Below are 24,050 nucleotides of genomic sequence, written 5' to 3'. Positions count from 1 at the left end.
CCCCTCAGGGCAGGCGCAACATCTCCTCGAAACGCAGCCCATCGGGGTTGAAATAGGCGTTCGTCCCCACGATGTTGCCCTGGGGGTCAATCCAGTAGTAGTTGGAACTGCTCTGCACCTGGTAGACCTCGCCGGTGCGGGGATCCTGCACATCCTCCACCCCTCGCAGGGCCCGGGCGTAGTCCTCGGCCAGCCGGTCCTGCACCTGTTGCGCCTGTTCGTACACCTGGTTGACGATGGCTGCAATCTCCTGGCTGGTGGTAGTGACGATGTCGCTGACCGCAGCGGTGGTCTGCTGCTGCGCCGCATACCAGCGGGGATCCGTGCGCCAGGTACTGGTGAGATGGGCCATCACCGCGGATGCTTCCCCCACCCGCTCCGGGCTGGCCAGGAAGCCGGTCAGCACGGTCACCTGCCAGATGCCGGTGCCGTACATTTCCAGCAGGGTGGTCTGAACCAGGAGGAAACCGGTGACGGGCTGGCCCTCCGATGGGCAGGTGAAGGTGACGTAGCCCATGTCCTGGCGCTGGCCGGGCAAGAGCAGGCCGTTTTGTATCAAGAGCTGGTTCAAGGTCTCCTCCAACTGGGTGAGGGGGACCTTCTCCTGGATGACACACCCGGGCAAGTCCATCCACCGGGTGACGTAGGCCGCGGCGAACTCCTCGCCGGGCAGGTAGCGGCTGATCATCATCTGCACGCCGTAGCCAGGCGAGTACCAGTCCCCTTCCTGCCAGCCCAGCCAGCTGCTGATCTCACTGGGGAGGCTGAAGGTGGGCACCTGGGGATCGCCGGCAAAGACCAGGATGGCCTGATCCGGGGAACGGGTGCGCAGCCAGGGGCGTACGTCCACCGCAGCGGCCCGATAGAGCCCCCCCTCTGTCTCCCAGCCGGCGGGAACCTCCACGTGGAAGGCGCCTTCCATGGGGTCGGTGAAGGGGACAAAGTCCAGCCGGGCCGGCATGGGGGCCGGCTCCTGGCCGGTGCTCTGGACCTGGAAGCTCCGCAGGATGGTGGCGAAGAGGGGCGCCTGGGCCTCGAAGTGAGCGGTCGGTGCGGCCACCAGATAGAAGAACAGGGCGCTCTGGGCGCCGTCACTGACCCAGGCCAGGCCGGCCACCCCGGTCTGGGTGTCGCTGCGTCCCACCTGACGCACCAGCCCGGCGCTCACCACCGTTCCCCGGGCCCAGCGCAGATCCGGCCGCTGGGCTTGGGCCAGCGCCTGGAGGATGGCCTGGGCCTGGGGCGTGTCCACCGCCCGGGCCACGTACAGGGGCCAGATCACCACCTGCTCGCTGCCATTGCCTTGAAGCTCCACCCGGCCATCATCGCTGCTCTGGACGGTCCACCCCCGGGGATGGCGCAGGGTGAAGGCATCGCCGTCGTAGGTGCCCCAGGCAACCGCTGACGGTGTGGAGGACGGATCGGTCTGGGGCTCTATCCTGGTCGCTTCTTCCGATTCATCTCCCTGGCGCAATGGCCAGACGGTTAGATTGTCAAAGGCCACTTCGATCCCCGCCACATCGTTGGTGCTGACGGCCAGGCCCACTCTTCCAGTTGCCAGGGTATCATCCTGGGTTTGAAATACCACCGTGTCGTTGATCAGCAAGGTGATGGTGTCACCCTCCGCCAACACCCCCAACCGATTGACGGCACCTTCCTCCAGGCGGATGGCCGTTGAAGGGGTGAGAGGCTGTAACCACGTCCACCGTTGCCCGCTGCCGTCCATGCGGATGAGCTCATACTGGTCATCGGAGAGCCAAAAGGCGTACAGGCGGCTCGTCTCGCGTGCCCGAAAGACCAGGCCATACCCGGAGGACGGGATCGGGTGCACGACCCGCACGTCCACCTCGGCCAGAAAGTCGTCCAGGTCCAGCGCACTCAGATAGCCGTCGTTGTTCCAGGCCAGCAGTTGAGGCGTAGTCACGGCCATGTGGTAGGCGCCCTCCACCACGGAGGCGCTTACCCGGTCATCCGCTCCCGTAGGCCAACTGCCGTCATCCAGGCTGAAGTCCTGGCTGTAGAGGGGCTCCTGGCTGCGGATGGCCACCAGCCGCGCCGCCATGGGATCCGCAGCCGAAGGACTTTGGGAGGCAGGGGCGGTCCCGAGCTGCCAGATGGCCAGGTCGTCGAAGGCTACTTCCATCACGCCGGACTCGAAGGTGTACGCGGCCAGCCCGACTCCGCCCATGGGGATGGCGTCATCCTCTACCGCGGCCACGATCTGGTCGTTGATCAGCAGGACGATCTGGCTGCCCTGGGCCAGGACGCCCAGCCGGTTGGGCATGTCCCACCTGGCCTCAATGGCCGGGGACTCGGTCCAGTCCACCAGGAAGGACCACTGCCCCTGGACGTAGGCCTGGAGGCTGTAGTACCTGCCCGAAAGGGCGAAGAGATAGTAGTTGTTGTCGTCCTGGAAGCGAAAGATCAGGCCATAGCTACCGCTGCTGCGCAGGGGTACCGGCAGGGCGACCACCTCCACCAGGTAGTCCGCCGGGGCCAGTTCCGTCGACTTGTCGTATCGGATCCAATGCAGGGAGTTGGGTTTACGGATCCGCAGGCGAAAGTTGCCGCCCGTGGCATCGTACCGGTAGATGTCGCCATCGTCGTACCAGTCGTCCGCGCCCTGGTCGAAGGTCTCTTCCAGGTCGGGTGCCCGGCTGTAAAGGGCCTCGATCTGCCGGGCGAGGGCATCCACGGTGCCCTGGGGAGCTAAGGCAGCCATCAGGGGTGTGGCCGCCAGCAGGCAAATCCACACGGCACTCACCAATGCAGCCAGGGTCCGCCGGCTTCCACGCACCGGGTCCCAGGGACGGGCGGCCGCCCCTGTCCGCTCCATTTGGCCTTGCATTTCGGCACCTCCGTTCCATCAGGAAAACTTATCGTACACGGTGTTTCTGCAGCGGATTCACCGGCCGGATCCCGCCCTCTGACCGGGCGGTCCAGGAGGTTCCTCCGGATCCTGGAACTGACTCAACAGATGCCAGAGCTGTTCGGCGGTGTGGAAGGGTTGCCGCCAGCCGCTCTGGGGATGATGGATCTGGCCCTGCAGAATCCCCTGCTCGTCCCGCCAGATCCGCACGATGAAAGAAGTTCGCTCTGCCATGGCCTACCCCCGGGGTTGGTGCAGGCATGGTCCACTCCAGCGCGCTGCAGGAGCTGCCTGCGTCCCCAGGATAGCACGCGGCTGTTGACAACTTGTGAACGACAATTGAATTAAAATGCCCCTGGCGCTTTGCAACGCCAGGGGCAGGATGGGGGCACCGAGCTACCGGCACCAGGATCAGCCGGCCACGTCCAGGACCACCACTGTGTCCACGGGGTCGGGCGGGGCTGTGGGTCCCTGCACGGTGATGCCGTCGGGCGCGTCCCGGATCAGCAGGGGCGTGCGGTCCGGGTCGGCCAGGAGATGCGCGCCGGTGACGGGGAGGCCAGCAATGGGCAAAGCGCCGCCAGCCGGCCAGTCGAAGACGTGGAGGTAGACCTTGCCTGGCTTCGCCGTCAGACGGCACCAGGAGGCGGCCTGCATGGGCGTGGGCGTCTGCACCGGCCGGGTCCCGTAGATGGACTCGCCGTTGATCTGGAGCCAGGCGCCCATGGCCTCCAGCCGTTCCACGCTGGGCTGGGGGATGATGCCTTCAGCGGTCGGCCCCACGTTGAGTAGGTAATTGCCGCCCTTGCTGACAATGTCCACCAGCTTGTGGATCAGCTCTTCGGTGGACTTCCAGTTGTGGTCGTCCTTTTTGTAGCCCCATGTGTCGTTGATGGTGGCAGGGGTTTCCCAGTCCAGGTCCACCCGTTGCTGGGGGATCCGGTTGTCGCCGGCCGAGGCGTAATCCCCCAGGCCGTTGCCCAGGCGTCCGCTGACCAGGCAGTCCGGCTGGAGCTGGTGGACCAGCTCCAGGAGGGCCTGGCTCTGGTCGGCGGTGATCCCCTTGGGCGTGTCGAACCAGATGAGGCAGACCGGGCCGTAGTTGGTCAGGAGCTCCCGCACCTGGGGCTTGACGTAGTGTTCGATGTAGCCGGCGAAGTCCTTCTTGGATTCGTCGTAGTCCCAGTCGTTGCCGTCGCCGTCCGGGTGGTGCCAGTCCTGGGTCTGGGAGTAGTAGAAGCCCAGCTTCATGTCCTGCTTCTGGCATTCATCGGCCAGCTCCTTGAGCACATCCCGGCCAAAGGGCGTGGCATCCACGATGTTGTAGTCCGTATAGGCGGACTTGAAGAGGCAGAAGCCGTCGTGGTGCTTGGCGGTGATGACCATGTACTTCTGGCCGGCCCGTTTGGCCAGGGAGACCCAGGCCGCGGCGTCGAAGTGGACCGGGTTGAATTCCCGGGCCAACTGCTCGTACTCCCGGACGGGGATGCGGGCCCGGTACATGATCCACTCGCCGATGCCGGGGATTTTCTCCCCTTTCCATTCCCCGGCCGGGATGGCGTACAGCCCCCAGTGAATGAACATGCCGAATTTGGCGTCCCGCCACCAGTTCAGCCGGGGATCCTGTCGGGCGTCCGGCCGCTGTCCCCGTTCCGGACGAATGGCATCATCCTGCAACATGGTTGTCCCTTTCTCTTGGTCTTGGGCCAATGATTGAAATCATCGGCTGACATACCACAAGTGCGTTGAAACATCCGGACCTCGAACTCCGGACCTCGGACCTCGGACTCCGAACTTTCACTCACTGAAAACGTGTGACCGAGAACGGCGAAAGGTCTACCTCCGCCGGGTGGCCCAGGGCCAGGTCGGCCACCAGCTTGCCGCTATAGGGGCCGAGCTGGAGACCGGTGGGGCCGTGTCCCGTGGCCAGGAAGACCCCCGCCACCCCGGGCACCGGCCCCAGCACGGGCATACCGTCGGGGGTCATGGGGCGCAGGCCAACCCGAATTTCGGCAATGCGGGCGTCGGCCAGGCCGGGGGCTACCCGCAAGGCTTCGCCCAACACGGCGTGGATGCCCGCTGCGGTGGCGTGGGGCGCAAAGCCGGATCCCGTCTCCCGGGTGGCGCCTGCCGCGATGCGTCCGCCCGGCCAGGTGACGATGTACTGGTCCTTGAACGCCCCCACGATGGGCCAATCGCCGGTGGGCGCGTCGGGCAGGGAGAGGTGGACGATCTGGCCTCGCTGGGGCTCCACGGGGATGGCCACCCCCAACTGCTGGCCGAAGCGGCCGGACCAGGCACCGCCCGCGACGATCACGGCGCCGGCCCCGTGGACCTCGCCCTGGGCCACCACGCCGGTCACCCGGCTGCGGTCCATCTGGAGCGCTTCAACGCCGACCGGGGCGACCTGCAGTCCCTGCCTCTGGGCGGCCCGGCGCATGGCCTGGGCCATCTGACGGCCGTCCACCCGCGCGGCCTGTCGGTAGTAGAGCCCGGCGCAGATGGGGCCCAGGGGCGGAAAGAGGGAGCGGGCCTCCTCCGGCTTCACCGGGTACAGGTCCGCCGGGGCCGGCACCCCCCTTTGCCGTTGCCGCTCGGCGATGGTGGCCTGGGCCTGGGTGAAGGGTTCCAGTTCCTCCTCCTCGGCCGCCACCAGCAACATGCCACAGCGGGCGTAGCTGGTCTCGCCGGCGCCGGCGGCGGCCAGAGCCTCCACCAGAGGCGGGTAGTAGTCCACGGCCTTCAGGGCAAAATCCACCCAAAGGTCCGGATCCCGGCGGTTGATGGCAGGGGCCAGGATGCCGGCGCCGGCGTCGGTGGCCCGGCCCGGCTCGTCCCGGTCGAAGAGGAGGGTGCGGGCACCGGCCTGGACCAGATGATAGGCGGCTGCGGCGCCCACGATGCCGCCACCGATCACGATGGCGTCGTAGGTTTGGGGCATGGTCGAATCTCCCTGTCTGCTGTGGGTCACGGGCTGGCCGGGGGGCGGAGTCCCGTCTCCCGGGCAAAGCGCTCCAGCGCGGCCATGTGTTCGGCCGGGGTGGCGAAGCCGCAGCCCATGGTGTTGACCGTCATGTGGGTAGCGCCCACGGCCTGCCACTCCTCCATCCATTGGCGCCAGCGGTCCGGGTTGCCGTCGCCGTAGGCCAGGCGGGGTTCCAGGCCGACCTCGTCCCGGCTTCGGCCAGTCTCGGCCAGGAATTGCTCCAGCAGCTCCAGGTTGGGCCGGGCCTCTTCGACCCGTCGGTAGTTGGGCATCCACCCGGCGCCCCAGCGGGCAATGCGCCGCATGACGGCCTCGGCATGGCCGCCGAACCAGATGGGGATGGGCTGCTGGATAGGCAGGGGGTTGATGCCGGCGTCGGGAATGGAATGCCAGCGCCCCTTGAACTGCACCAGGGGCTGTGTCCAGAGGAGGCGCAGGACCTCCACCTGTTCCTCCACCCGACGGCCCCGGTTGTGGAAATTCTCGTTCAGGCACTCGTATTCCACCTGATTCCAGCCGATGCCGATGCCCAGGCGCAGCCGGCCGCCGCTGAGCACGTCCAGGGTGGCGGCCTGCTTGGCCACCAGGGCCGTCTGCCGTTGGGGCAGGATGATGATGCCGGTGGCAAACTCCAGGCGGGTGGTCACGCCCGCCATGAAGCTGAAGAGGACGAAGGGTTCGTGGAAGGGCGTCTGGTAGGTGTAGGGGCCGTTCCAGCCGCCGGGGCGGTTGGGATTGGCGCCCAGCACGTGGTCATAGGCCAGGACATGGTGGTAGCCCAGGCCTTCCAGGGTTTGGGCGTAGTCCCGCAGGGCTACGGGATCGTTGCCGAATTCGGTTTGGGGAAAGACGGCGCCGATCTTCATGGTTGTTCACTCCTCTCGACCAGGGCGACGGCTCGCACGGGCGTGCCGTCGCCGTCCTGGATTTTCAGGGGCAGGGCAATGAATTCCACCTCTTCGGGTAACTCCTCCAGGTGGGCCAGGCACTCCACAATCACTACCTCCCCCCGCAGGAGGATCTGGTGGACTTCCCGCAGCTCCTCCCGATCCTGCAGGGAGGCCACCGACGGCATCTCCACGCCCAGCAGCCAGACGCCCCGATCCACCAGCCAGCGGGCCAGCTCTCGAGAGATGCGGGGGAAGTGGGTGCGGTAGTCGGGCAGTTCGGCATGGTGGGACCAGCCGGTGTGGAGCAGCAGGCGGGCGCCCGGGCCGATGCGCGCGGCCACAGGCGCCAGGTCCTCCACGGTGATGAAACTGTTGGGTTCCTTGTGGGTCAGGTCCACCACCAGGGCCGGCCCGACACACTTCTGGAGGTCGAGGCGGTCGATGGTGCGGCCGTCCTCCAGGAAGTGGCGGGGAGCGTCCATGTGGGTGCCGGCGTGGCTGTAGAGGTGGAGTTGGGTGGTGTTGTAGCCCTCCCGGGCAATGCTGGTATTGGGGTAAATTTCGACACCCCGCATACCGTGGTATGCGGTCAGGGTCAGGTCGATGACCTGTTTGGCCATGGGGAACCTCCGGCAAAGTCGAGCGGGTTTTGGGCATTGGCTGCGGCTGCCCCTGCATTATACCCGATACGCCGTCACAATTGACATTGACGGCGGGCCTGTTTTACCCTGGACCTATCCCGATCCTTGTCCTATCCACAGGAGTTCTTTCATGGCCAATCCGTTTCGACTCGGTTTCTTCACCCACCTGGAAGGAGAGGGGGATCCCCGCCGCATCTACCAGGAGACGCTCGACCTCTTCCTGGCCGCCGAGGAGCTGGGCTTCCAGGTGGGCTGGGTGGCCCAACACCACTTCCACATTCACCCTGGCCGTCTGCCCGCGCCCTTTCCCTTTCTGGCAGCCGTCGCAGCCCGCACCCGCCGCATCCGCCTGGGCACCTCCCTGGTGGTGCTTCCCCTGGAGCATCCCCTGCGGGTGGCCGAGGATGCCGCGGTGGTGGATCTGCTGAGCGGTGGCCGGCTGGAGCTGGGCGTGGGCAGCGGCGGCGCACCGGCGGAGTTCCACGTCTTCGGCGTGGATCCGGCCCAGCGCCATGAGCGGACCACAGCCGGGCTGGAGCAGCTCAAGCGGGCGCTTGGGGGCGAGCGCCTGAACCAGGATGGCCTCTCCCTGGATCCGCCGGCGCCGGGCCTGGTGGAGCGGCTCTGGCAGGGCGCTGGCAGCGTTGCGGGGGCCCGCTTCGTGGCCCGGCAGGGGGTGGGCCTGCTGCTGCCCCGGGCCACCTGGCGGGACGGCCAGGGGACGGAGGCGCTGCAGCTGCCCATGATTCAAGCCTATCTGGCAGCGTGGACAGCCCCGGAGCCACCCCGCATTGGCCTCTCCCGCAGCGTCTTCCCCGTCGCCGACGGACGGATGGCCCGTTCCCTTCTCCAGGAAGGCCTGGAGGCGGCGGGGGCGTGGCCGCCTTCCTCGGAAGAGTGCCTCTCCCTGGAGGCCTATTGCCAGCGTCAGCACATCGCCTGGGGCCATCCCGAGGAGGTGGCAGCCCGGCTGGCCGCAGACCGGACCCTGGCCCATGCCACGGACCTGATCGTCCAGTTTGGCCCGGCCCGGACGGATTTCCAGCAGACCCTGCAGATGTTGGAGTTGGTGGCGACCCGGGTCGCGCCGGCCCTGGGGTGGCAGCCCGGCGCGTAAAGGGTTGCCGAGGGACGGGTCGCCTGTGGCGTATAGGCTCGGGCGTGTCAGCGGCGACTCAGCCGCCCAGGTACGCCTTCCTCACCTCGGGGTTCTCGAGCAGCTCCTGTGACTTGCCCGCCAATACGAGATTGCCGCTCTCCAACACATATCCCCGCTGGGCGAATTGGAGGGCCATGCGAGCATTCTGTTCCACCAACAGGATGGTGGTACCCGCCTGGTTAAGCTCCTTCAGTGCCTCGAACAAGTTCAGCATCAGCAGCGGTGCCAGACCCATCGAAGGCTCATCCAGCAACATCATCTTCTGGGCGCTCATCATGGCCCGTCCCACGGCCAACATCTGCTGCTCGCCACCGCTCAGGGTTCCCGCCTTCTGGCTCAAACGCTCCTTCAGGCGCGGGAAAAGGTCAAACACCCGCTCCATGTCACGTTTGATATGGTCTGCATCCTTGCGGGCGAAGGCCGCCAACCTCAGGTTTTCCATCACCGTGAGGTTCTCGAAGAGCCGACGTCCCTCTGGAACGTGTGAGATCCCCAATTCTGTGACCACCTTATGGGCCGGATATTGGAGTAGATCCTTGCCCATGAAGCTCATCCTGGAGCCCGGCGCGACGGGGACCAGGCGAGAGATGGCTCGCAGCGTGGTGCTTTTGCCGGCGCCGTTGGCTCCAATGATAGACACAATCTCGCCTTCATCGACCTGAAAGCGAATGCCGTGCAGAGCCTTGATGTTTCCATAGGAGACGGCCAGGTTCTCGACTTGAAGCAACATCAGAACAGAACCTCTTTCCCCAGATATGCGTCGATGACCTCAGGATGATTGCGGATCTCCTCCGGCGTGCCCTCGGCGATGACCTCACCGAAGTTCAACGTCTGGATGATCTCGCACAGATCCATGACCACCTTCATCCTGTGCTCGATCAGGAAGATGGCCAGGCCCAACTCGCGATGCACCTGGCGGATGATTTCCATCATTTGCAGCGCCTCTCCAGGGTTCATGCCGGCCGTGGGCTCGTCCAGAAGGAGAAGCCTGGGCGCGGTTGCCAGGGCGCGGGCAAGTTCCACCCGTCGCTGCGTGCCGTAGGGCAGGTTGGTGACGACCTGGTCCGCCTGATCGGCAATGCCCATCATCTTCAGCAGGTCCATGGCGATCTGGCGGGTTCTCGCTTCCTCGCGGTTACGTTTGGCCGTACCGAAGAAGGCGCCAACCAGGCCGTAGTCCAGCTTGGAGTAGCGGGCCAACATGACATGTTCCAGCACGGTCATATGGCGCCAGAGCCGCAGGTTCTGAAAGGTGCGGCCCAGACCGCGCGAGGAGATCTGGTCCGGCCGCAGACCCTGGATGGGCTGGCCCTCCAGCAAGATGTCTCCCTCGGTGGGGGTGTAGATGCCGGTGATCAAGTTGAAGACGGTGGACTTCCCGGCGCCGTTGGGGCCGATGAGGCCACGGATCTGACCGGGCTCGATGGTCACGTTGTAGTTGTAGACCGCACGCAGCCCGCCGAAGAAGTGGGTCATGTTCCGGACTTCAAGCAGCGGCATAATCCACGTCCTTTTCAGGCTCGTCCTTTGGCTGGAGAATCGCCCCGACGTCGAACTCCCGGAATGCCACCATCCCAGAAGGGCGGAAGATCATGGTCAGGATCAGGATGATGGGAATGATGATCCACTTGTAGATCTCGAGCGGCCGCAATGCCTCACTAATGAGGCTCAGGCCGACGGCGCCAACCATCGAGCCGACCACCGAATTCAATCCGCCGAGGTAGACCATCGCCAACACTTCCGCCAGCTTGCGGATGCCAAAGGTGTCGGGATTGATATAGCGGATGACATGCGCAAAGAGGCCGCCGGAGACGCCGGCCCAGAAGGCAGCAAAGAGAAAGGCCGTCATTTTGGTCTTGCGGGTGTCGACGGTCATGGCGCTGGCCGCCAGCTCGCCATCCCGCACCGCGTTCAGGGCCTTGCCGACCGTCGAACGGACGAAGTTATTGATGATCCAGATGGAAAGCACTGTCCAAACAAAGACAACCGGCAGGGTCGAGTAGTTGGGCTGGTTGCTGAGTCCCCGGGCACCCCCCACAACTTCCAGGTTCTCGAACAGGCTCTTCACGATGAACATGAAGGCCAGAGAGATGATGGCCAGGTAATCGCCGCGGGTACGGAAGGATGGAATCGCCACCAGCAGTGCACCTGCGGCGGCCACCAGCCCGCCCAGAATGAGCGAGAAAGGAAATAGGAAGGGTCCGAGCACAGGGGGAAGCAGTGCCTCGCCGAAGCGGTTGTCGGAGACAAACAGGAGGATGTTAAAGACCGAGGCCGTGTAAGCCCCCAGTGCCATGAAACCCGGATGAGAGCAGGAAAACTCGCCCATGTAGCCGTTGACCACATTCAGACTTAAGGTGGCGATGATGGCGATCATTGTGAAACGCGCGACCAGCAGGCGATAGTCGCTGACGCCCGTCCAGATATGGAGCACGCCATAGAGGATCAGCAGGTGCACGAGAGCGCCGACCACCATGGGGTAAGAGGTCAACCAGCGTGCCATGCGGTTGGCCAACGGCGCCGTGTAGCGTGCCACCAGGGCGATGGGGATGAGGTAGATCAGCAGCACATAAGCCAGGACGGCGGGAAATAAGATGGGCGCATCCAGAATGATCGCCACCCCGAAAAGCGCCGGGATTCTGACCAGGCCCAAACCACGGGCCAGCGGGAGCCCCAGGGATTGCTCCAAAAGCACGGCCACCAAAGCGGCAACCAACCAGCCCAGCATGGGCACCGAACGATAGGGTGCCCAGAAGCGCCCCAGCCTCTGGCGGATGCGCCGCCACCTGTTGGGTAACGAACCAGGGGTCACATCCATTGCGATTCCCTTTCTTGTTAGCTTGACCGTTGACGCTACAGCCGCAATTGGGCGCTATACGGCTCACCGAAGAAGCCGTGGGGGCGGAAGGTCAGGATGATCAAGATGATCCCAAAGGCGATCAGGTTTCGCATGGTGGAGGGAAAGATGGTGGTGACGAAGATCTCGATGAAACCCAACAGGAAGCCTGCCAGGCTTGCACCCAGGATCGATCCGCGCCCGCCGAGGATGGCTGCCACAAAAGCCTTCCAGCCGAACAAGATGCCCATGTTGGGATCCAGCACCGGATAGGCCACGCCATAGAGAATCCCTGCCGCTGCCGCCAATGCGGACCCCAGGGCGAAGGTCATCAAAGCGATGGTGTTGGCCGAGATGCCCATCAAAGGGACGACCACGTAATCGTAGGCCATGGCACGCATCGCCATTCCCCACTTGCTACGGCGGACGAATTGGTGCAGCGCCAACGTGAGCAGCAACGAGACCACGACGATGAGGATCTTCTTATTGGTCACGCTCACGCCCATGAACTGGAAAGTGGCGGTCTGGATCAGCTCCGGAAATGAGCGCCGCTGCGGCCCCAACAGAGCCAGGTTACCCGTCTCCAGGATGATGCCGATCATCAGGCCGGTGATAGCGGCCGAGGCGCGCGGCGCATCCCGCAGCGGCCGGTAGCCGATGCGCTCTACCGCCATGCCCACGAAGCTGTTCAGAATCATGGCCAGGATCAAGGTGAGAACCAGGATCAGGCCCATCTCTACCCCTACCGGCAGGCCGATCAGACCGCCAATGTCGAGTGCCAGCAGGCCGGTGGAGACGAAAAAGCCAATATAGGCGCCGACCATGAACACATCGCCATGGGCGAAATTGAACAGCATCAGCACGCCATAGACCATCGAGTAGCCGATGGCAATCAGGGAGTAGATGCTGCCCCACTGCAGGGCATTAATGACGTTTTGTAAAAAAAACTGCATGGTAAATCCCCTCCGGCTACTTCCGAAAGGGCGGGATGGTGCTGTCTCCCCGCCCCCTGAATCCGGTGACCATGACAACCACGACAAAGGGATGGACTGCCAGGCTTCCGCAGTCCATCCCCAAGTGCCGACCGTTACGGGCAGATCTGCTTGTAGAAGGTGAACTTACCCTCTTCGCTGATGCGTACGATCACCGCACACTTGATGGGATCGCCATCCTCCGTGAAGGTCATATTACCGGTGATACCTGGGAACTGCTTCAGGTTCGCCATGGCATCACGCACGCATTTGCGATCGGCCTTGATGTCGCCGGTGATCTGGCCACAATCCTCAATAGCCGTCTTGACAATGTTGAGTGAATCCCAGGTCAGGGCGGCGACGTCATCGGGCACATAGCCGTACTTGGCATTGTACTTGTCGATGAATTCCTTGGTGGCGCCCGTGGCACCTTCGGCAGCGTAATGGGTGCTGAAGAATGCGCCGTAGCAATCCTCGCCACAGAGGTTCACCAATTCGGCCGAGCCCCAGCTATCCGAACCCACAATGGGGCCGGTAAAGCCCAGTTCGTGGGCTTGTTGTACGATGAGCGGCACCTCGTTGTAGTACTGGGGCGCGAAAATGAACTCTGCGCCGGCCTCCGCGATCTTGGTCAACTGGGCGCTGAAGTCTGTATCGCCGGTGGTGAAGCTCTCAAAGGACACCACCGAACCCTCTCCGTGCAGCTCCTCCCAGGCCGACTTGAAGAACTCGGCCAGGCCCTTGGGGTAGTCGCTGGCGATGTCATACAGGACCCCAGCCTTGGTAAAGCCGAACTCCTCGGTAACAAAGTTGGCCACCACCGGACCCTGGAAGGGATCCAGGAACGGTGTGCGGAACACCCATGGCCGATTCAGGGTGGTATTGGGGTTGGTCGACCACGGGCTGATCATGGGTGTCTCAAGGTCATTGGCCACACCGCCGGCCGGCACGGCCTGCTTAGAGGCCTGTGGGCCAACGATCACCAGCACCTCATCCTGGGTGATGAGCTTGGTGTTGACGGCCGCAGCTGATTCCCCCTTGGACTCGTTGTCCTCGATGACTAATTCAACCTGATACTCCTGGCCGCCCACTGTGATGGCGCCGCCGATCTCTTCCAGCCATAGCTCGGCAGCGAACTTAGTGCCCTCCCCCACCTTGGGGATATCGCCCGTCAGTGGCGCGTTGATACCGATTTTAATCGTGGGCTGGATAGGCTGGACACACGCCGCCAACACCCAAACCACGAGCACCAGGAAGCTCCACAGTCGCTTAGACATGTCCGTTTTCTCCTTTCTCATCTCGAACAGGGCAGACTCATATACAGGGCTGATTCACCTACCCGGCCAGACAAATGTGGTTGCATCCGCCCCATCCTCCACCTTCCAGGGGCAGGGGTTGCTCAATGCATGCCTGCTGCGTGAGGAGAAAGCCAATAGGGGTGCAAGGCAGAGTTGTCATCAGGCGGCAAAGCGGTGATAAGGGCGTTTCGGGGCGATGCGCCTTTGTGGCAAGCTCCTGAAGGGCTATATTAGAAGTTTGATGTTGGGTCAGCGTCCTAATTGGACCTTTTTGCAGTAAAGCCATGTATACCGCGATTCTAAAGGAATTGGCAAATCCGTACTTTAAAATGCGTAAAGTTCAACACGGCGGCGTCCGATGGGCGATCCCCGACGATTGTGAACTACGCCCTTTCTTGGGAAAACAATTCGCAATTACAGAAGGATATGATATACTTTGGGCCGACATTATCTCGCTCACCTGACATGCCCTGATATGCAGTACCAACCTGGCAAACGTCCATAACAATATCAGCCATATCAGTGCTATCCACTTTCAACCCAGGAACGCCAAGCAGCTAGCAGGAGGACCCAGTGCGGGTAAGCTGTCTTCAAGAAAATCTGGCCAAAGGACTCTCCATCGTCAGCCGGGCCGTCTCAACCCGAAGCACCTTGCCCGTTCTGGGCAACATTCTCCTGGAAGCCCGGAACAACCAGCTCCGGCTGGCCGCGACCAATCTGGAAATCGGCATCAACTGCTGGATCGGCGCCAAGGTGGAAGATGAAGGCGCCATCACCGTGCCGGCCCGCCTGCTCAGCGAATTCGTCAACAGCCTCCCCCCGGAACGCATCGACATGGAGCTGTCGGTGCGCACCCAAACCCTGCACCTCCACTGCGCCCGCTACGATGCCAACATGAAAGGCATCGATGCCGCCGACTTTCCCATCCTGCCCACCGCGGACGACCCCCAGGGGGATGCCTCCTCCCAGGTGGAGACACTGGAGGGTGTGCGCATCGAGCTGGCTGCCCCTGGCCTGCGCAAGATGATCGACCAGGTGATCTTTGCCGCCTCTACCGATGAAAGCCGCCCCACCCTGACCGGCGTGGAGGTCAACTTCGTGCCGGAGGCCGACGGCACCCGCCTCACCATGGCCGCCACCGATGGCTACCGGCTCAGCATCCGCAGCGTTCTCCTAGCCGGGACGCAGCCAGAGGGCGCCCAGCGGGAGCCCATCAAGGTGATCGTGCCGGCCCGGAGCCTGGGCGAACTGGCCCGCATCAGCGCCGACGCAGACGAAGAACAGCCGGTCCAGGTGCTGGTCACCCAGGCCCGCAACCAGATCCTCTTCAAGCTTCGGGGCAAAAGTGAAAGCCGGGGCAGCTTCCAGCAGGTGGAACTCATCAGCCAGCTCATCGATGCCCGCTTCCCGGACTACCGGGCCATCATCCCCAAAAGCTACAACACCCGAACCGTGGTGGACACCGCCCAGTTCCTCAAGGCCGTGCGGGTGGCCTACCTCTTCGCCCGGGACAACGCCAACATCGTGCGCCTGGGCGTCACGCCCGGGCCGGGCGGTCAGGAGGGGGGACAGCTCCGGCTGACGGCTACCAGCGCGGAAATGGGAGACAGCGTCAACGAAATCGATGCCCTGGTGGAAGGGGAGGAGCTGGAAATCGCCTTCGATGCCCGCTTCCTGATCGACGTCCTCAGCCAGATCGACCAGCCCCAGGTGGTGCTGGAGACCACCCAAAGCACCCGGCCGGGCACCATTCGCCCCCTGGGCATGGGCGAGGAAGAATTCCTCCACGTAGTCATGCCCATGCATCCCCCCAGGTAGCTGCGCCGGTAAACTGTACTGGGAGCTGCCCCCGGGGTGCGCCCGCCGGTCGTCAAGGCAACCCCCTACTCCAGGGGCGGCACCTTCAGGACCATCCCCACGTCCAGGGCATCGGGCGAGCGCAGGATGTCTCGATTCTGCGCGTACAGGTCGTCCTTGCGCGTTGGATCCCCGTAGATGTCGTACGCAATGCTCCAGAGGGTATCGCCGGCCTGCACCGTGTAGGTGGGCAGGGGGCGAAGCAGCAGGTTGACGGTGCTCACCTCAGCCACGCCGGGCACCGCTTCCAACAACTCCTTCAGCAGCCGACGCTGGGCATCCAGGTGGACAATCCCCTGGAGGATCACCCGGTTTCCCTGCACCTGGGCCTGGATCCCCAGCCCAAGCAACTCCTCGTGGCCCGCTTCTCGCAGCAGACGCTCCAGATCAAAGCCTGCCAGGCTCAATACGTTCCCGCCCGTGCCGGCATCTGCCAGCGCCGGTGACGCGGTGGGGCTGAGAACCAGGTCACCCGGGATGGTCGCGCTGGGGATTGGGGTGAGCACAGGAGTGGGCTGGCCCTCCGGAGTGGGCGTGGTCCCGCCCTCCGCCTCCTGGCCCAGGCCAGGCTCCGGCCCGGTGGCCGTGGCCGACGCAGATGTGACGTCCTGGGACGGCAGCGCCCTCCCCCACCAGGAGACTCCCACGCCGATGGCCGCCACCAACAGAAAAGCCAGGCCCACCGCCGTCCATGTGGCCAGGCCGAAGACGGTTTGGCCCTTTTCGGCCCGCCGGGCATCCGCCCCCTGGTCGGCCAGGAAGGCCCGCTCCACGAAGGCAGAAGAGGCCGTAGCCGGCGAAGAGCTCCGCCCACGGCTCCCCGGCCGGACCCGCCTGGCGCCGGCCCGGCGCAATCGCTGCTCCTCCTGGTGGGAGCGGATGAGCCACTCCGCTTCGGGGCGCAGGGAGTCATCCACCGGGATGGCGGCCACATGGCGGCGCATCTGCTCAAAACGCCCCAGCCGCTTGGCCAGGATGGCCGCCAGAAGCCGCAGCTCTGCGCTGTCCACCAGGACCAGGCCGCGCTCCACCTCGGCCAGGGCGGCCTGCCAGTTGCCGCCGGTTGCGATGTGGCTGGCCCGCTCATAGAAGTAGCCCGACACAAATTCCGGCGGGATCAACTGCTGGAGGTCCTGGCCACAGGAGGGACAGTTGGATGCGTCCGGCGTCACATACGCCACATGGCCACAGCGGAAACAGGTCACCTCTTGCATGGCTCGATGTCATCTCCAACGATGATAGGGGCAGGGTTACGCCATCCTGGGCTGGATGGGTGGTCAGTGTAGCATGCCTGAAAAAGCCGTGCAAACGGGCCAGCGCTCAGCCCGCCTCCCCGCCCAGATGCCAGTCCAGGAAATCGGCCATGCGGGTGAAGCTGTCGATGCGGTTGGCCAGCTTGCTGAACTTGTGCCCCTCGTCCGGGTAGTGGACGAACTCTACTGTGCCCCCCGCTTCCCGCACCCGGGCCACGATCTGTTCGGACTCGAACAGGGGCACCCGGGGGTCGTTGTCGCCGGCCAGCACCAACAGGGGCGCACGGATGCGGTCGGCCTTGTGGATGGGTGAAATCCGCTCCAGGAACGCCCGGTGCTCGGCCAGGCTGCCGTACTCCCGCTCCCGGTGGGCCCGCCGCCAGGGGCTGGTACGCTCCAGGAAGGTGACCCAGTTGGCGATCCCCACCACGTCGATGCCGGCCGCGAAGAGCTCCGGATACTCGGTCAGGGCAGCCAGGACCATGTAGCCGCCGTAGCTGCGCCCGTAGATGGCAATTCGTCGGGAATCGATGAGGGGCTGCTGGTGAAGCCAGGCCACCGCGTGCTTCAGGTCCGCCACGCTGTCCAGGCGGCGCTCCACATCGTCCAGCATCATGTAGTGGCGGCCATAGCCGGTGCTCCCCCGCACGTTGGGCACCAGCAGGGCGTAGCCCCGGTGCAGGAAATACTGGAAGCGCACATCGAAGTCGGGCCGCTGCTGGCCCGCCGGGCCGCCATGGACGTAGAGGATGCAGGGATAGCCCTGGGATGGCGGTGACTGGCGGGGCCGGTAGAAGAAGGCGGGGATGGAGCGTCCGTCGAAGGTGGGGTAGCGGATCAGCTCCGGCGCCACGAAGGTAGCCGGGTCCAGGCCGGCCAGGTTGCTGAAGGTGAGCTGGCGCGCCTCCACCGTCTCCAGCTCCAGCAGCCAGATATCCGGCGGCTGCACCGGGCTCTGCAGGTCCAGGATGAGCCGGCGGCCGTCCCGGCTGAACTGGAGGTGGCCGATCACGCCCAAGGGCAGGGACTCCACCCGGCGCCAGCGGCGGTTGACCAGATCCACCAGGAAGAGGTGGCTGTACCCGTCGCCGTTGTAGGTGAGCGCCGCCTGATCCCCCTGGGGCGCCACCGCGAGCAGCTCCAACTCCCCCCGATGGGGCGCCGCCGCGGCGTCCAGCTCCTCGGCGAAGAGCAGGGGCTCCAGTTCGCCGCTGGCCAGATCCAGGCGGCAGAGGGCGCCCCGGTCATGGAGCCGGTCGCTGAGCAGGTAGACCTGGTCCTGCACCCAGCGGATTTCGCTGTAGCGGGCATGGGGCTGCCCGGCGGCCAGGTGCCGCTCCTGGCCGCTCTCCAGATCCAGCAGGTAGAGCTCGATCTGCTCGGTGGCCACCGTGTCTACGCTGAGGATGGCGCGGTCGCCGCGGCCCCAGGCCACCACACTCCGTCGCCCCGCCCACTCCCGCAGGCAGCGGGCTGTGCCGCTCTCCAGGTCCAGCAGGTAGAGGTCGAAATCCACCTGGTTGCGGGCGTTGCTGGTGTAGACCAGACGTCGGCCATCCTGGCTCCAGGCGCCAAAGGTGTGGATGGCCTGATCGTCCTGGGTCAGGCGGATCACGTGGTGGCCTTCCCGCCCGCCCTCGCCGGCGCCGTAGTTGGTGATCAGGTAAAACTGTTGCCGCTCGTTGCCGGCTACATCGCCCACGGCCAGCAGATGGTCGGCCGCCGGCGTGCCGTGGATCTCCCAAATCTTGTCGCTGAAGAAGGTGAGTTGGCGAGGCCATCGGGCCACCCCTTCCCCCTGGATGCCCACGCTCCAGGCCTGAAAGATCCCGGTGATGTCGCTGAGGAAGGCAACCCGCTGTCCGTCCGGGGACAGCACAGGATTGATGGCGCTACGAATGTTCAGATAACGGGCAAAATCGTAGGACATGATCCAGCCTTTAGGTCAGATTTGGGGTCAGAAGAGCTTGAGTTATACGGCCTCGGCCCGTTCAGACAGGGCCAGCCAGTGTTCCAGGGTGGACTCCAGCTCCGCGTCCAGCGTTTCCAGCTCGGCGGAGAGGGCCTGCAGGCGCAGGTAGTCATCGCCGCAGCCGTTCATCTCCGCCAGGAGGGTTTCCCGGCGCTGCTCCAGTTCATCGATGCGGGCTTCCAGCTCCTCCAGCAGCCGCTGCTCCTTCCAGCTCAGACCCCGGGCCTGTCGGGAGGCCGGCGGAGGCGGGGTCGGCCGGGTCGGTTCAGGGGGCCGGCGGTCGTCCGGGGTGGCGGCCTGGCGCAGGCGTTGGAAAGTCTCGTAGGGCGTGGGGTAGCGGGGGCCCAGGCGGCCATCTTCCATGCTGACCAGGAAGTCTACCGTCCGGTCCAGGAAGTAGCGGTCGTGGCTCACCACCACCACGCAGCCGCTGAAGTGGTCCAGGAATTCTTCCAGCACGGTCAGGGTCTGGATGTCCAGGTCGTTGGTCGGCTCATCCAGGAGCAGCACGTTGGGCTGGTGCACCAGGGTGCGCAGGAGGTAGAGGCGACGCCGTTCGCCGCCGCTGAGGCTGCCGATGCGCGCCCGCTGCATGGGGCGGGGGAAGAGGAACCACTCCAGCATCTGGGCCGCTTCCACCCGGGACCCGTCTTTGGTGTGGATGAGGGGCGCCTCCTGTTCGATGAACTCCAGGACCCGCAGGTCGTCGTCCAGATCGTCGCCTTCCTGATCGTAGTAGCCCAGGCGCACCGTCTCGCCCCAGTGGACGGTGCCCTGATCCGGCTCGAGCTTGCCGGCCAGGAGGTCCAACAGGGTGCTCTTGCCGGCGCCGTTGGGCCCCAGGATGCCCACGCGTTCGCCGGGTTCCAGCTCCAGGTCCACGCCGTTGACCACCGGCCGGCCGTCGAAGCGTTTGACCAGGCCCTGGGCCCGGAGCACCTGGGTGCCCAGGCGTCGGCCCGCCAGGGCCATGGAGACGGTCTCGTCGCCCCGGTCGTAGCGGATCTGCAGCAATTCCTCCACCCGTTGCTTGCGGGCTTTTTGCTTGGTGCCCCGGGCCATGGGGCTGCGCCGGAGCCATTCCAGCTCCCGCTGGAGCAGCTTCTGGCGCTTCTGTTCCGCTTCGGCCAGGCGTTGTTGACGGGCAGCCCGCTCCTCCAGATAGCGGGTGTAGTTGCCGCTGTAGCTGACCAGTTGTCGGCGGTCCAGTTCCACAATGCGGTTGACCACCCGGTCCAGGAAGTAGCGGTCGTGGGTGACCATGAGCAGGGCGCCGGGGAAGGCAGCCAGGTACTCCTCCAGCCAGGCCACGGTCTCCGCGTCGATGTGGTTGGTGGGTTCGTCCAGGATCAGGAGGTCGGCTGGTTCGATGAGGGCCCGGGCCAGAGCCACCCGCTTGCGCTGGCCGCCGCTCAGTTCGCCGATGCGCGCCTGGAAATCGGTGATGCCCAGGCGCGTCAGCACGGCCTTGGCGTTGGCTTCCGCGGCCCAGCCGCCGGTGCGCTCCATTTCCGCCGTGATCTCGGCAAAGCGGGCCTGGACGGCCGGATCTTCGGGCCGCTGCTGCAGGGCCTGGGCCGCTTCCTGGTAGGCACGCAGGCGCTGCATGGACTCCGAAGGGCTGGCGAAAATTTGATCCAGGACGGTGAGCCGTTCGTCCAGCTCCGGCTCCTGGGGCAGGTACTCCACCCGCACGCCCCCCCAGATGGTGACGGTGCCCGCGTCCGGGGGCTCCAGGCCGGCGATGATGCGCAGGAGGGTGCTTTTTCCGCTGCCGTTGACGCCGATCAGGCCGACCCGGTCGCCCCGGTTGATCTGCAGATGGGCGCCGTCGAAGAGCAAACGTTCGCCCAGATGTTTGGTCAGGTTTTCAACGGTGATCAGGTTCACAGGGGTTTCTCGAAATGGGTTTGGGTTACACGGCGCGGCGGATCGCCTCCACCGTGTCCGGATCCTCCAGGCTGGTCAGGTCGCCCAGGGGCTCGCCCAGGTAGGCCGCGCGGATGACCCGCCGCATCACCTTGGCGTTGCGGGTCTTGGGCAGGGCGGTGACAAACTTCACCTCCCGGGGACGAAGGGGCTTCCCCAGGGCGGCAGCCACCTGGTCCAGCAAGGTCTGGCGCAGGGCATCCGACGGCTCGTACTCCGGCTGGAGCACGCAGAAGGCGACCACTTCCTGGTCCTTGAGGGGGTGGGGTACGCCGATGGCGGCGGACTCCACCACGGCCGGGTGGGCGTTGAGCACCGCCTCCACCTCCGCCGGCCCCAACCGTTTGCCGGCCACCTTGATGGTGTCGTCGCTGCGCCCCAGGATGTACCAGAGGCCATCCTCGTCAATGGCGGCAAAGTCGCCGTGAACCCACAGGCCGGGGAACCGGCGCCAGTAGGTGTCCAGGTAGCGATCATGGTCTTGCCAGAAGCTGCGGGTCATGCCGATCCAGGGCTGGCGGACCACCAGCTCACCCACCGCGCCCCGCACCGGGTTGCACGCGTCGTCCACCACATCTGCGTCCATGCCCACCACGGGCCCGGCAAAGGAGCAGGGTTTCAGGGGCTTGAACAGGTTGCCACAGAGGATGCCGCCGCTGATCTCCGTGCCGCCGGAGTAGTTGAGGATGGGTTTGCGCCCTTCCAGAACCTGTTCAAAGAGCCAGCGCCAGCTCTCGGGATCCCAGGGGCTGCCTGTGGAGCCGACCAGACGCAGGCTGGAGAGGTCATGCCGGCGCACGGGTTCCAGGCCAGCCCGCTTCAGCATCCGCATCAGGGTGGGGGAGACGCCCAGGTGGGTGACGTGGTGGCGCTCCACCAGCGCCCAGACCCGGTCCACGTCCGGGTAGTCGGGCGCGCCGTCATAGAAAACCATGGTGGCCCCGTTGAGCAGGGCGCCGAAGACTTCCCACGGCCCCATCATCCAGCCCATGTCGGTCATCCAGTAGAGGGTATCCTCGGGCTTGAGGTCCATGGCATGGCGCAGGTCCTGGGCCGCCTTGATGGGGAAACCGCAGTGGGTGTGGACCGCACCCTTGGGGCGCCCGGTGGTGCCGCTGGTGTAGATGATCATGAGCATGTCTTCTGCTTCGGTGGGCTCGGTGGGGGCCTGGGCCGGCTGGCTGTGGACCAGCTCATGCCACCAGTGGTCCCGGCCGGGCGTCCAGGGCAAATCCTGCTGGCCCGTGCGGTTGAAGACGATCACATGCTCCACCGTGGGCGCCTGGGCCAGGGCCTGGTCCACCACGGGCTTCAGGGCCACGGGCTGCCCCCGGCGATAGAGGCCGTCGGCGGTGAAAATGGCCCGGGCCTGGGCATCGGCCAGGCGGGTGGCCACAGCGCTATGGCCGTAGCCGCTGAAGAGAGGCAGGATGATGCCGCCGATCTTGGCCACGGCCAGCAGGGCAATGGCCAGCTCCGGCACCATGGGCATGTAGAGGCCCACCGGGTCCCCCTTGCCCAGCCCCAACTGACGGAGGGCGTTGGCGCAGCGGTTCACCTCCTGGTGCAGGTCGGCGTAGGTGAGGGTGCACCGGTCCCCTTCTTCCCCTTCCCAGCGCAGGGCGGCCCGGTTGCGCACCGGTGTGGACTGCCACTTGTCCAGGCAGTTGTGGATGATGTTCATCCTGCCCCCCACGCACCAGCGGGGCAATTCCACGCCGGCGCTGAGGTCCACGATCTGGGTGTAGGGCTGATAAAATTCGATGCCCAGATCTTCCAGCGCCGCCTGCCAGAACCAGCCGATGTCGGCCGTGGCCCGGCGGCACAGCTCATCGTAGCTGGCGATGCCGTGGCGGGTCATGAACTGTTGCAGGTTGCTGGCGGCCATCCAGGCGGGGTCCGGCTCCCAGACCACCGCCTGTCCGAAGGGAAAAGGACGGGTCTGCCGGGATTCTTGAGACATTTCACTCCTCGCCAGGGGAAAAGGACGGACGGCAGGAGGCACAGGCGAGACGATGGCCAGCCGGTGTGACTGGCTTCAGGTGGCCTGGCGGGGTCCGTAGCCCAGGAGCATGGGTTCCGCCCAGACGGCCCAGTTCCACCGGTTGTCGCCCAGGCCGTCCGTCACAAACTGGACGACGATATCCTGGCCGGAGAGGCTGGGCAGGTCAATGATGTAGCGTTCCCACTCGTTGGTCTGCTTGGTGGTACTCCAGATGCGCACGCCGTTGACGTAGATGCGGAAGGCGCACCAGTTGTCCCCTTCCATCAGGGCGCCGTCCCGGATCCCGACGCCGAAGCGCAGGCGCAGGGTATCCACCTGGCTGGGCACGTGGATCTGGTATTCGCAGACGGCGCTGCCCACCACCGGCGGATGCTCCCACAGGGCCATCTGTTGAACCATGCCACAGTGGGCCATGCCCACCTTGATCTCCATCAGGTCCGGCTGGCGGGTGGAGACTTTGCGCGCGGCGGGAAAGCCTTCCAGGAAGTCATATTGCCAGATGAGGACTTGATCGGGGCCGGGCTGGGCTTCCTCGTCCAGCAGGCTATGCCAGAGCTCTTCCTGCCATTTGAGGTAGCTGATGTACTGGGAGAGCTGGGTGAGCGACTGTTCGTTGAGATCGGCGATCCGCCGCACGATGGCTTCGATGGTTTCTTTTCGGGCGTTTTCGCGCGCGCTGTAGGTAGACATAAAGACCAGGCTCGTTTTGATTTAGAACAGCAGGGTGCGGCCCGGCTGGCTCCCACGGCCGCGCATCCTCCCATGCCGGGTTTAGGGCGTGGCGCCGATGGGAATCGGCCGGATGGTCTCCCGGGAGCCGTTGACCAGATCTTCCCACCGGGCAGCAGCCACCGGGTTGCTCAACAGGACCAGGGCCACGTAGCTAGGCTCGAACGGTTTCCGTCGCAGGGACATGCCCGCCTCTTCGGGCGTCAGGGAGCCTTTCTTCTGGTTGCAGCGGGTGCACGCGGTGACCAGGTTCTCCCAGCCATGGGAGCCGCCCCGGCTCCGGGGCACCACATGATCGACGGTCAGGTTGGTACGGCCGGGCGCGTCGCCACAGTACTGGCAGGTGTAGGCGTCCCGTAGCATCACGGCCGCGCGGGTCGCAGGCACCCGGCGGTGGGGAAGGCGCACGTAGTGGACCAGGCGGATCACCAGCGGCACCGGCATGGAACAACTAGAGCTGTGCAACATCTGCTGGGTCGCCTCCAAAAGTTCCGCCTTCTCCCGCAACAAAAGGACAATCGCTCGCCGTACGGAGACCAGACTCAAGGGTTCGTAGCTGGCATTCAAGACCAGAACTTGTTTGGACATACTCCCTACTCTTTTTTCAACGTACCGAGCCATGAAACCAGCCCAATTTTAGCAGGAAGCAGATATC

Annotated in this window: 19 protein-coding genes; 2 read left to right on the top strand and 17 right to left on the bottom strand. The window is 65.0% G+C overall.

The features are described from left to right. Positions 1-4 precede the first annotated feature (4 nt). The 6 genes from FKZ61_RS18705 to FKZ61_RS18680 form a co-directional block, all read right to left on the bottom strand. On the bottom strand, positions 5-2,848 hold the full coding sequence (locus FKZ61_RS18705) for a hypothetical protein (protein ID WP_141611664.1): 2,844 nt from the start codon (positions 2,846-2,848) through the stop codon (positions 5-7). 57 nt (positions 2,849-2,905) lie between these two features. Next, positions 2,906-3,103, bottom strand: a complete 198-nt coding sequence (locus tag FKZ61_RS18700; protein WP_141611663.1) for a hypothetical protein — start codon at positions 3,101-3,103, stop codon at positions 2,906-2,908. Between the two features lie 177 nt (positions 3,104-3,280). Then, a complete protein-coding gene (locus FKZ61_RS18695; RefSeq protein WP_141611662.1) occupies positions 3,281-4,549 on the bottom strand; it encodes an alpha-L-fucosidase in 1,269 nt (422 codons plus the stop codon). A gap of 121 nt (positions 4,550-4,670) precedes the next feature. Further along, positions 4,671-5,810, bottom strand: coding sequence for an NAD(P)/FAD-dependent oxidoreductase (locus FKZ61_RS18690; protein WP_141611661.1), 1,140 nt, complete (start codon positions 5,808-5,810; stop codon positions 4,671-4,673). A gap of 26 nt (positions 5,811-5,836) precedes the next feature. Continuing rightward, positions 5,837-6,721: an LLM class F420-dependent oxidoreductase gene (locus FKZ61_RS18685; protein ID WP_141611660.1), complete on the bottom strand. Its 885-nt coding sequence runs from the start codon at positions 6,719-6,721 to the stop codon at positions 5,837-5,839. After that, positions 6,718-7,365 carry a cyclase family protein gene (locus FKZ61_RS18680; RefSeq protein ID WP_141611659.1) on the bottom strand — a complete coding sequence of 216 codons (648 nt, stop codon included), beginning with the start codon at positions 7,363-7,365 and terminating at the stop codon, positions 6,718-6,720. The genes FKZ61_RS18685 and FKZ61_RS18680 overlap by 4 nt, the downstream gene beginning before the upstream one ends. Before the next feature lie 151 nt (positions 7,366-7,516). Between FKZ61_RS18680 and FKZ61_RS18675 the strand changes: the two genes are divergently transcribed. After that, positions 7,517-8,503, top strand: coding sequence for an LLM class flavin-dependent oxidoreductase (locus tag FKZ61_RS18675; protein ID WP_141611658.1), 987 nt, complete (start codon positions 7,517-7,519; stop codon positions 8,501-8,503). A 58-nt stretch (positions 8,504-8,561) separates the two neighbouring features. Here the strand turns inward: FKZ61_RS18675 and FKZ61_RS18670 are convergent, their stop codons facing one another. From FKZ61_RS18670 to FKZ61_RS18650, 5 genes are all read right to left on the bottom strand, one after another. Further along, on the bottom strand, positions 8,562-9,275 hold the full coding sequence (locus tag FKZ61_RS18670) for an ABC transporter ATP-binding protein (protein ID WP_141611657.1): 714 nt from the start codon (positions 9,273-9,275) through the stop codon (positions 8,562-8,564). After that, positions 9,275-10,045 (bottom strand): ABC transporter ATP-binding protein, encoded by a 771-nt coding sequence (locus tag FKZ61_RS18665; protein ID WP_141611656.1) that lies wholly within the window; start codon positions 10,043-10,045, stop codon positions 9,275-9,277. Before FKZ61_RS18665 ends, FKZ61_RS18670 begins: the two co-directional genes overlap by 1 nt. Next, on the bottom strand, positions 10,032-11,363 hold the full coding sequence (locus FKZ61_RS18660) for a branched-chain amino acid ABC transporter permease (protein ID WP_141611655.1): 1,332 nt from the start codon (positions 11,361-11,363) through the stop codon (positions 10,032-10,034). The genes FKZ61_RS18665 and FKZ61_RS18660 overlap by 14 nt, the downstream gene beginning before the upstream one ends. Before the next feature lie 35 nt (positions 11,364-11,398). Then, positions 11,399-12,334 carry a branched-chain amino acid ABC transporter permease gene (locus FKZ61_RS18655; RefSeq protein WP_141611654.1) on the bottom strand — a complete coding sequence of 312 codons (936 nt, stop codon included), beginning with the start codon at positions 12,332-12,334 and terminating at the stop codon, positions 11,399-11,401. Positions 12,335-12,468: 134 nt separating this feature from the next. Beyond that, positions 12,469-13,650: an ABC transporter substrate-binding protein gene (locus FKZ61_RS18650; protein WP_229964317.1), complete on the bottom strand. Its 1,182-nt coding sequence runs from the start codon at positions 13,648-13,650 to the stop codon at positions 12,469-12,471. A gap of 573 nt (positions 13,651-14,223) precedes the next feature. On the opposite strand from FKZ61_RS18650, the gene dnaN reads away from it, so the two are divergent. Further along, positions 14,224-15,468, top strand: coding sequence for a DNA polymerase III subunit beta (dnaN, locus tag FKZ61_RS18645; RefSeq protein ID WP_141611652.1), 1,245 nt, complete (start codon positions 14,224-14,226; stop codon positions 15,466-15,468). 65 nt (positions 15,469-15,533) lie between these two features. On the opposite strand, the gene FKZ61_RS18640 is transcribed toward dnaN, so the two are convergent. The 6 genes from FKZ61_RS18640 to FKZ61_RS18615 form a co-directional block, all read right to left on the bottom strand. Then, the gene (locus tag FKZ61_RS18640; protein ID WP_141611651.1) at positions 15,534-16,721 is read right to left on the bottom strand and encodes a LysM peptidoglycan-binding domain-containing protein; all 1,188 of its coding nucleotides are present in this window, start codon (positions 16,719-16,721) and stop codon (positions 15,534-15,536) included. Between the two features lie 106 nt (positions 16,722-16,827). Further along, the gene (locus tag FKZ61_RS18635; protein ID WP_141611650.1) at positions 16,828-18,690 is read right to left on the bottom strand and encodes a S9 family peptidase; all 1,863 of its coding nucleotides are present in this window, start codon (positions 18,688-18,690) and stop codon (positions 16,828-16,830) included. Positions 18,691-18,732: 42 nt separating this feature from the next. Further along, positions 18,733-20,622 carry an ABC-F family ATP-binding cassette domain-containing protein gene (locus FKZ61_RS18630; protein ID WP_141611649.1) on the bottom strand — a complete coding sequence of 630 codons (1,890 nt, stop codon included), beginning with the start codon at positions 20,620-20,622 and terminating at the stop codon, positions 18,733-18,735. Positions 20,623-20,647: 25 nt separating this feature from the next. Next, positions 20,648-22,624 carry an AMP-binding protein gene (locus tag FKZ61_RS18625; RefSeq protein WP_211358634.1) on the bottom strand — a complete coding sequence of 659 codons (1,977 nt, stop codon included), beginning with the start codon at positions 22,622-22,624 and terminating at the stop codon, positions 20,648-20,650. 75 nt (positions 22,625-22,699) lie between these two features. Further along, entirely contained in the window at positions 22,700-23,356 is a 657-nt protein-coding gene (locus FKZ61_RS18620; RefSeq protein ID WP_141611648.1) for an NPCBM/NEW2 domain-containing protein, read from the bottom strand. A gap of 81 nt (positions 23,357-23,437) precedes the next feature. Next, on the bottom strand, positions 23,438-23,983 hold the full coding sequence (locus tag FKZ61_RS18615) for an HNH endonuclease (protein ID WP_141611647.1): 546 nt from the start codon (positions 23,981-23,983) through the stop codon (positions 23,438-23,440). Positions 23,984-24,050: the final 67 nt, after the last annotated feature.

It is taken from the genome of Litorilinea aerophila (assembly GCF_006569185.2).
Lineage (GTDB): Bacteria > Chloroflexota > Anaerolineae > Caldilineales > Caldilineaceae > Litorilinea > Litorilinea aerophila.
The sequence above is the reverse complement of the archived record's forward strand: the minus strand, read 5'-3'. Positions and strand labels throughout refer to the sequence as shown.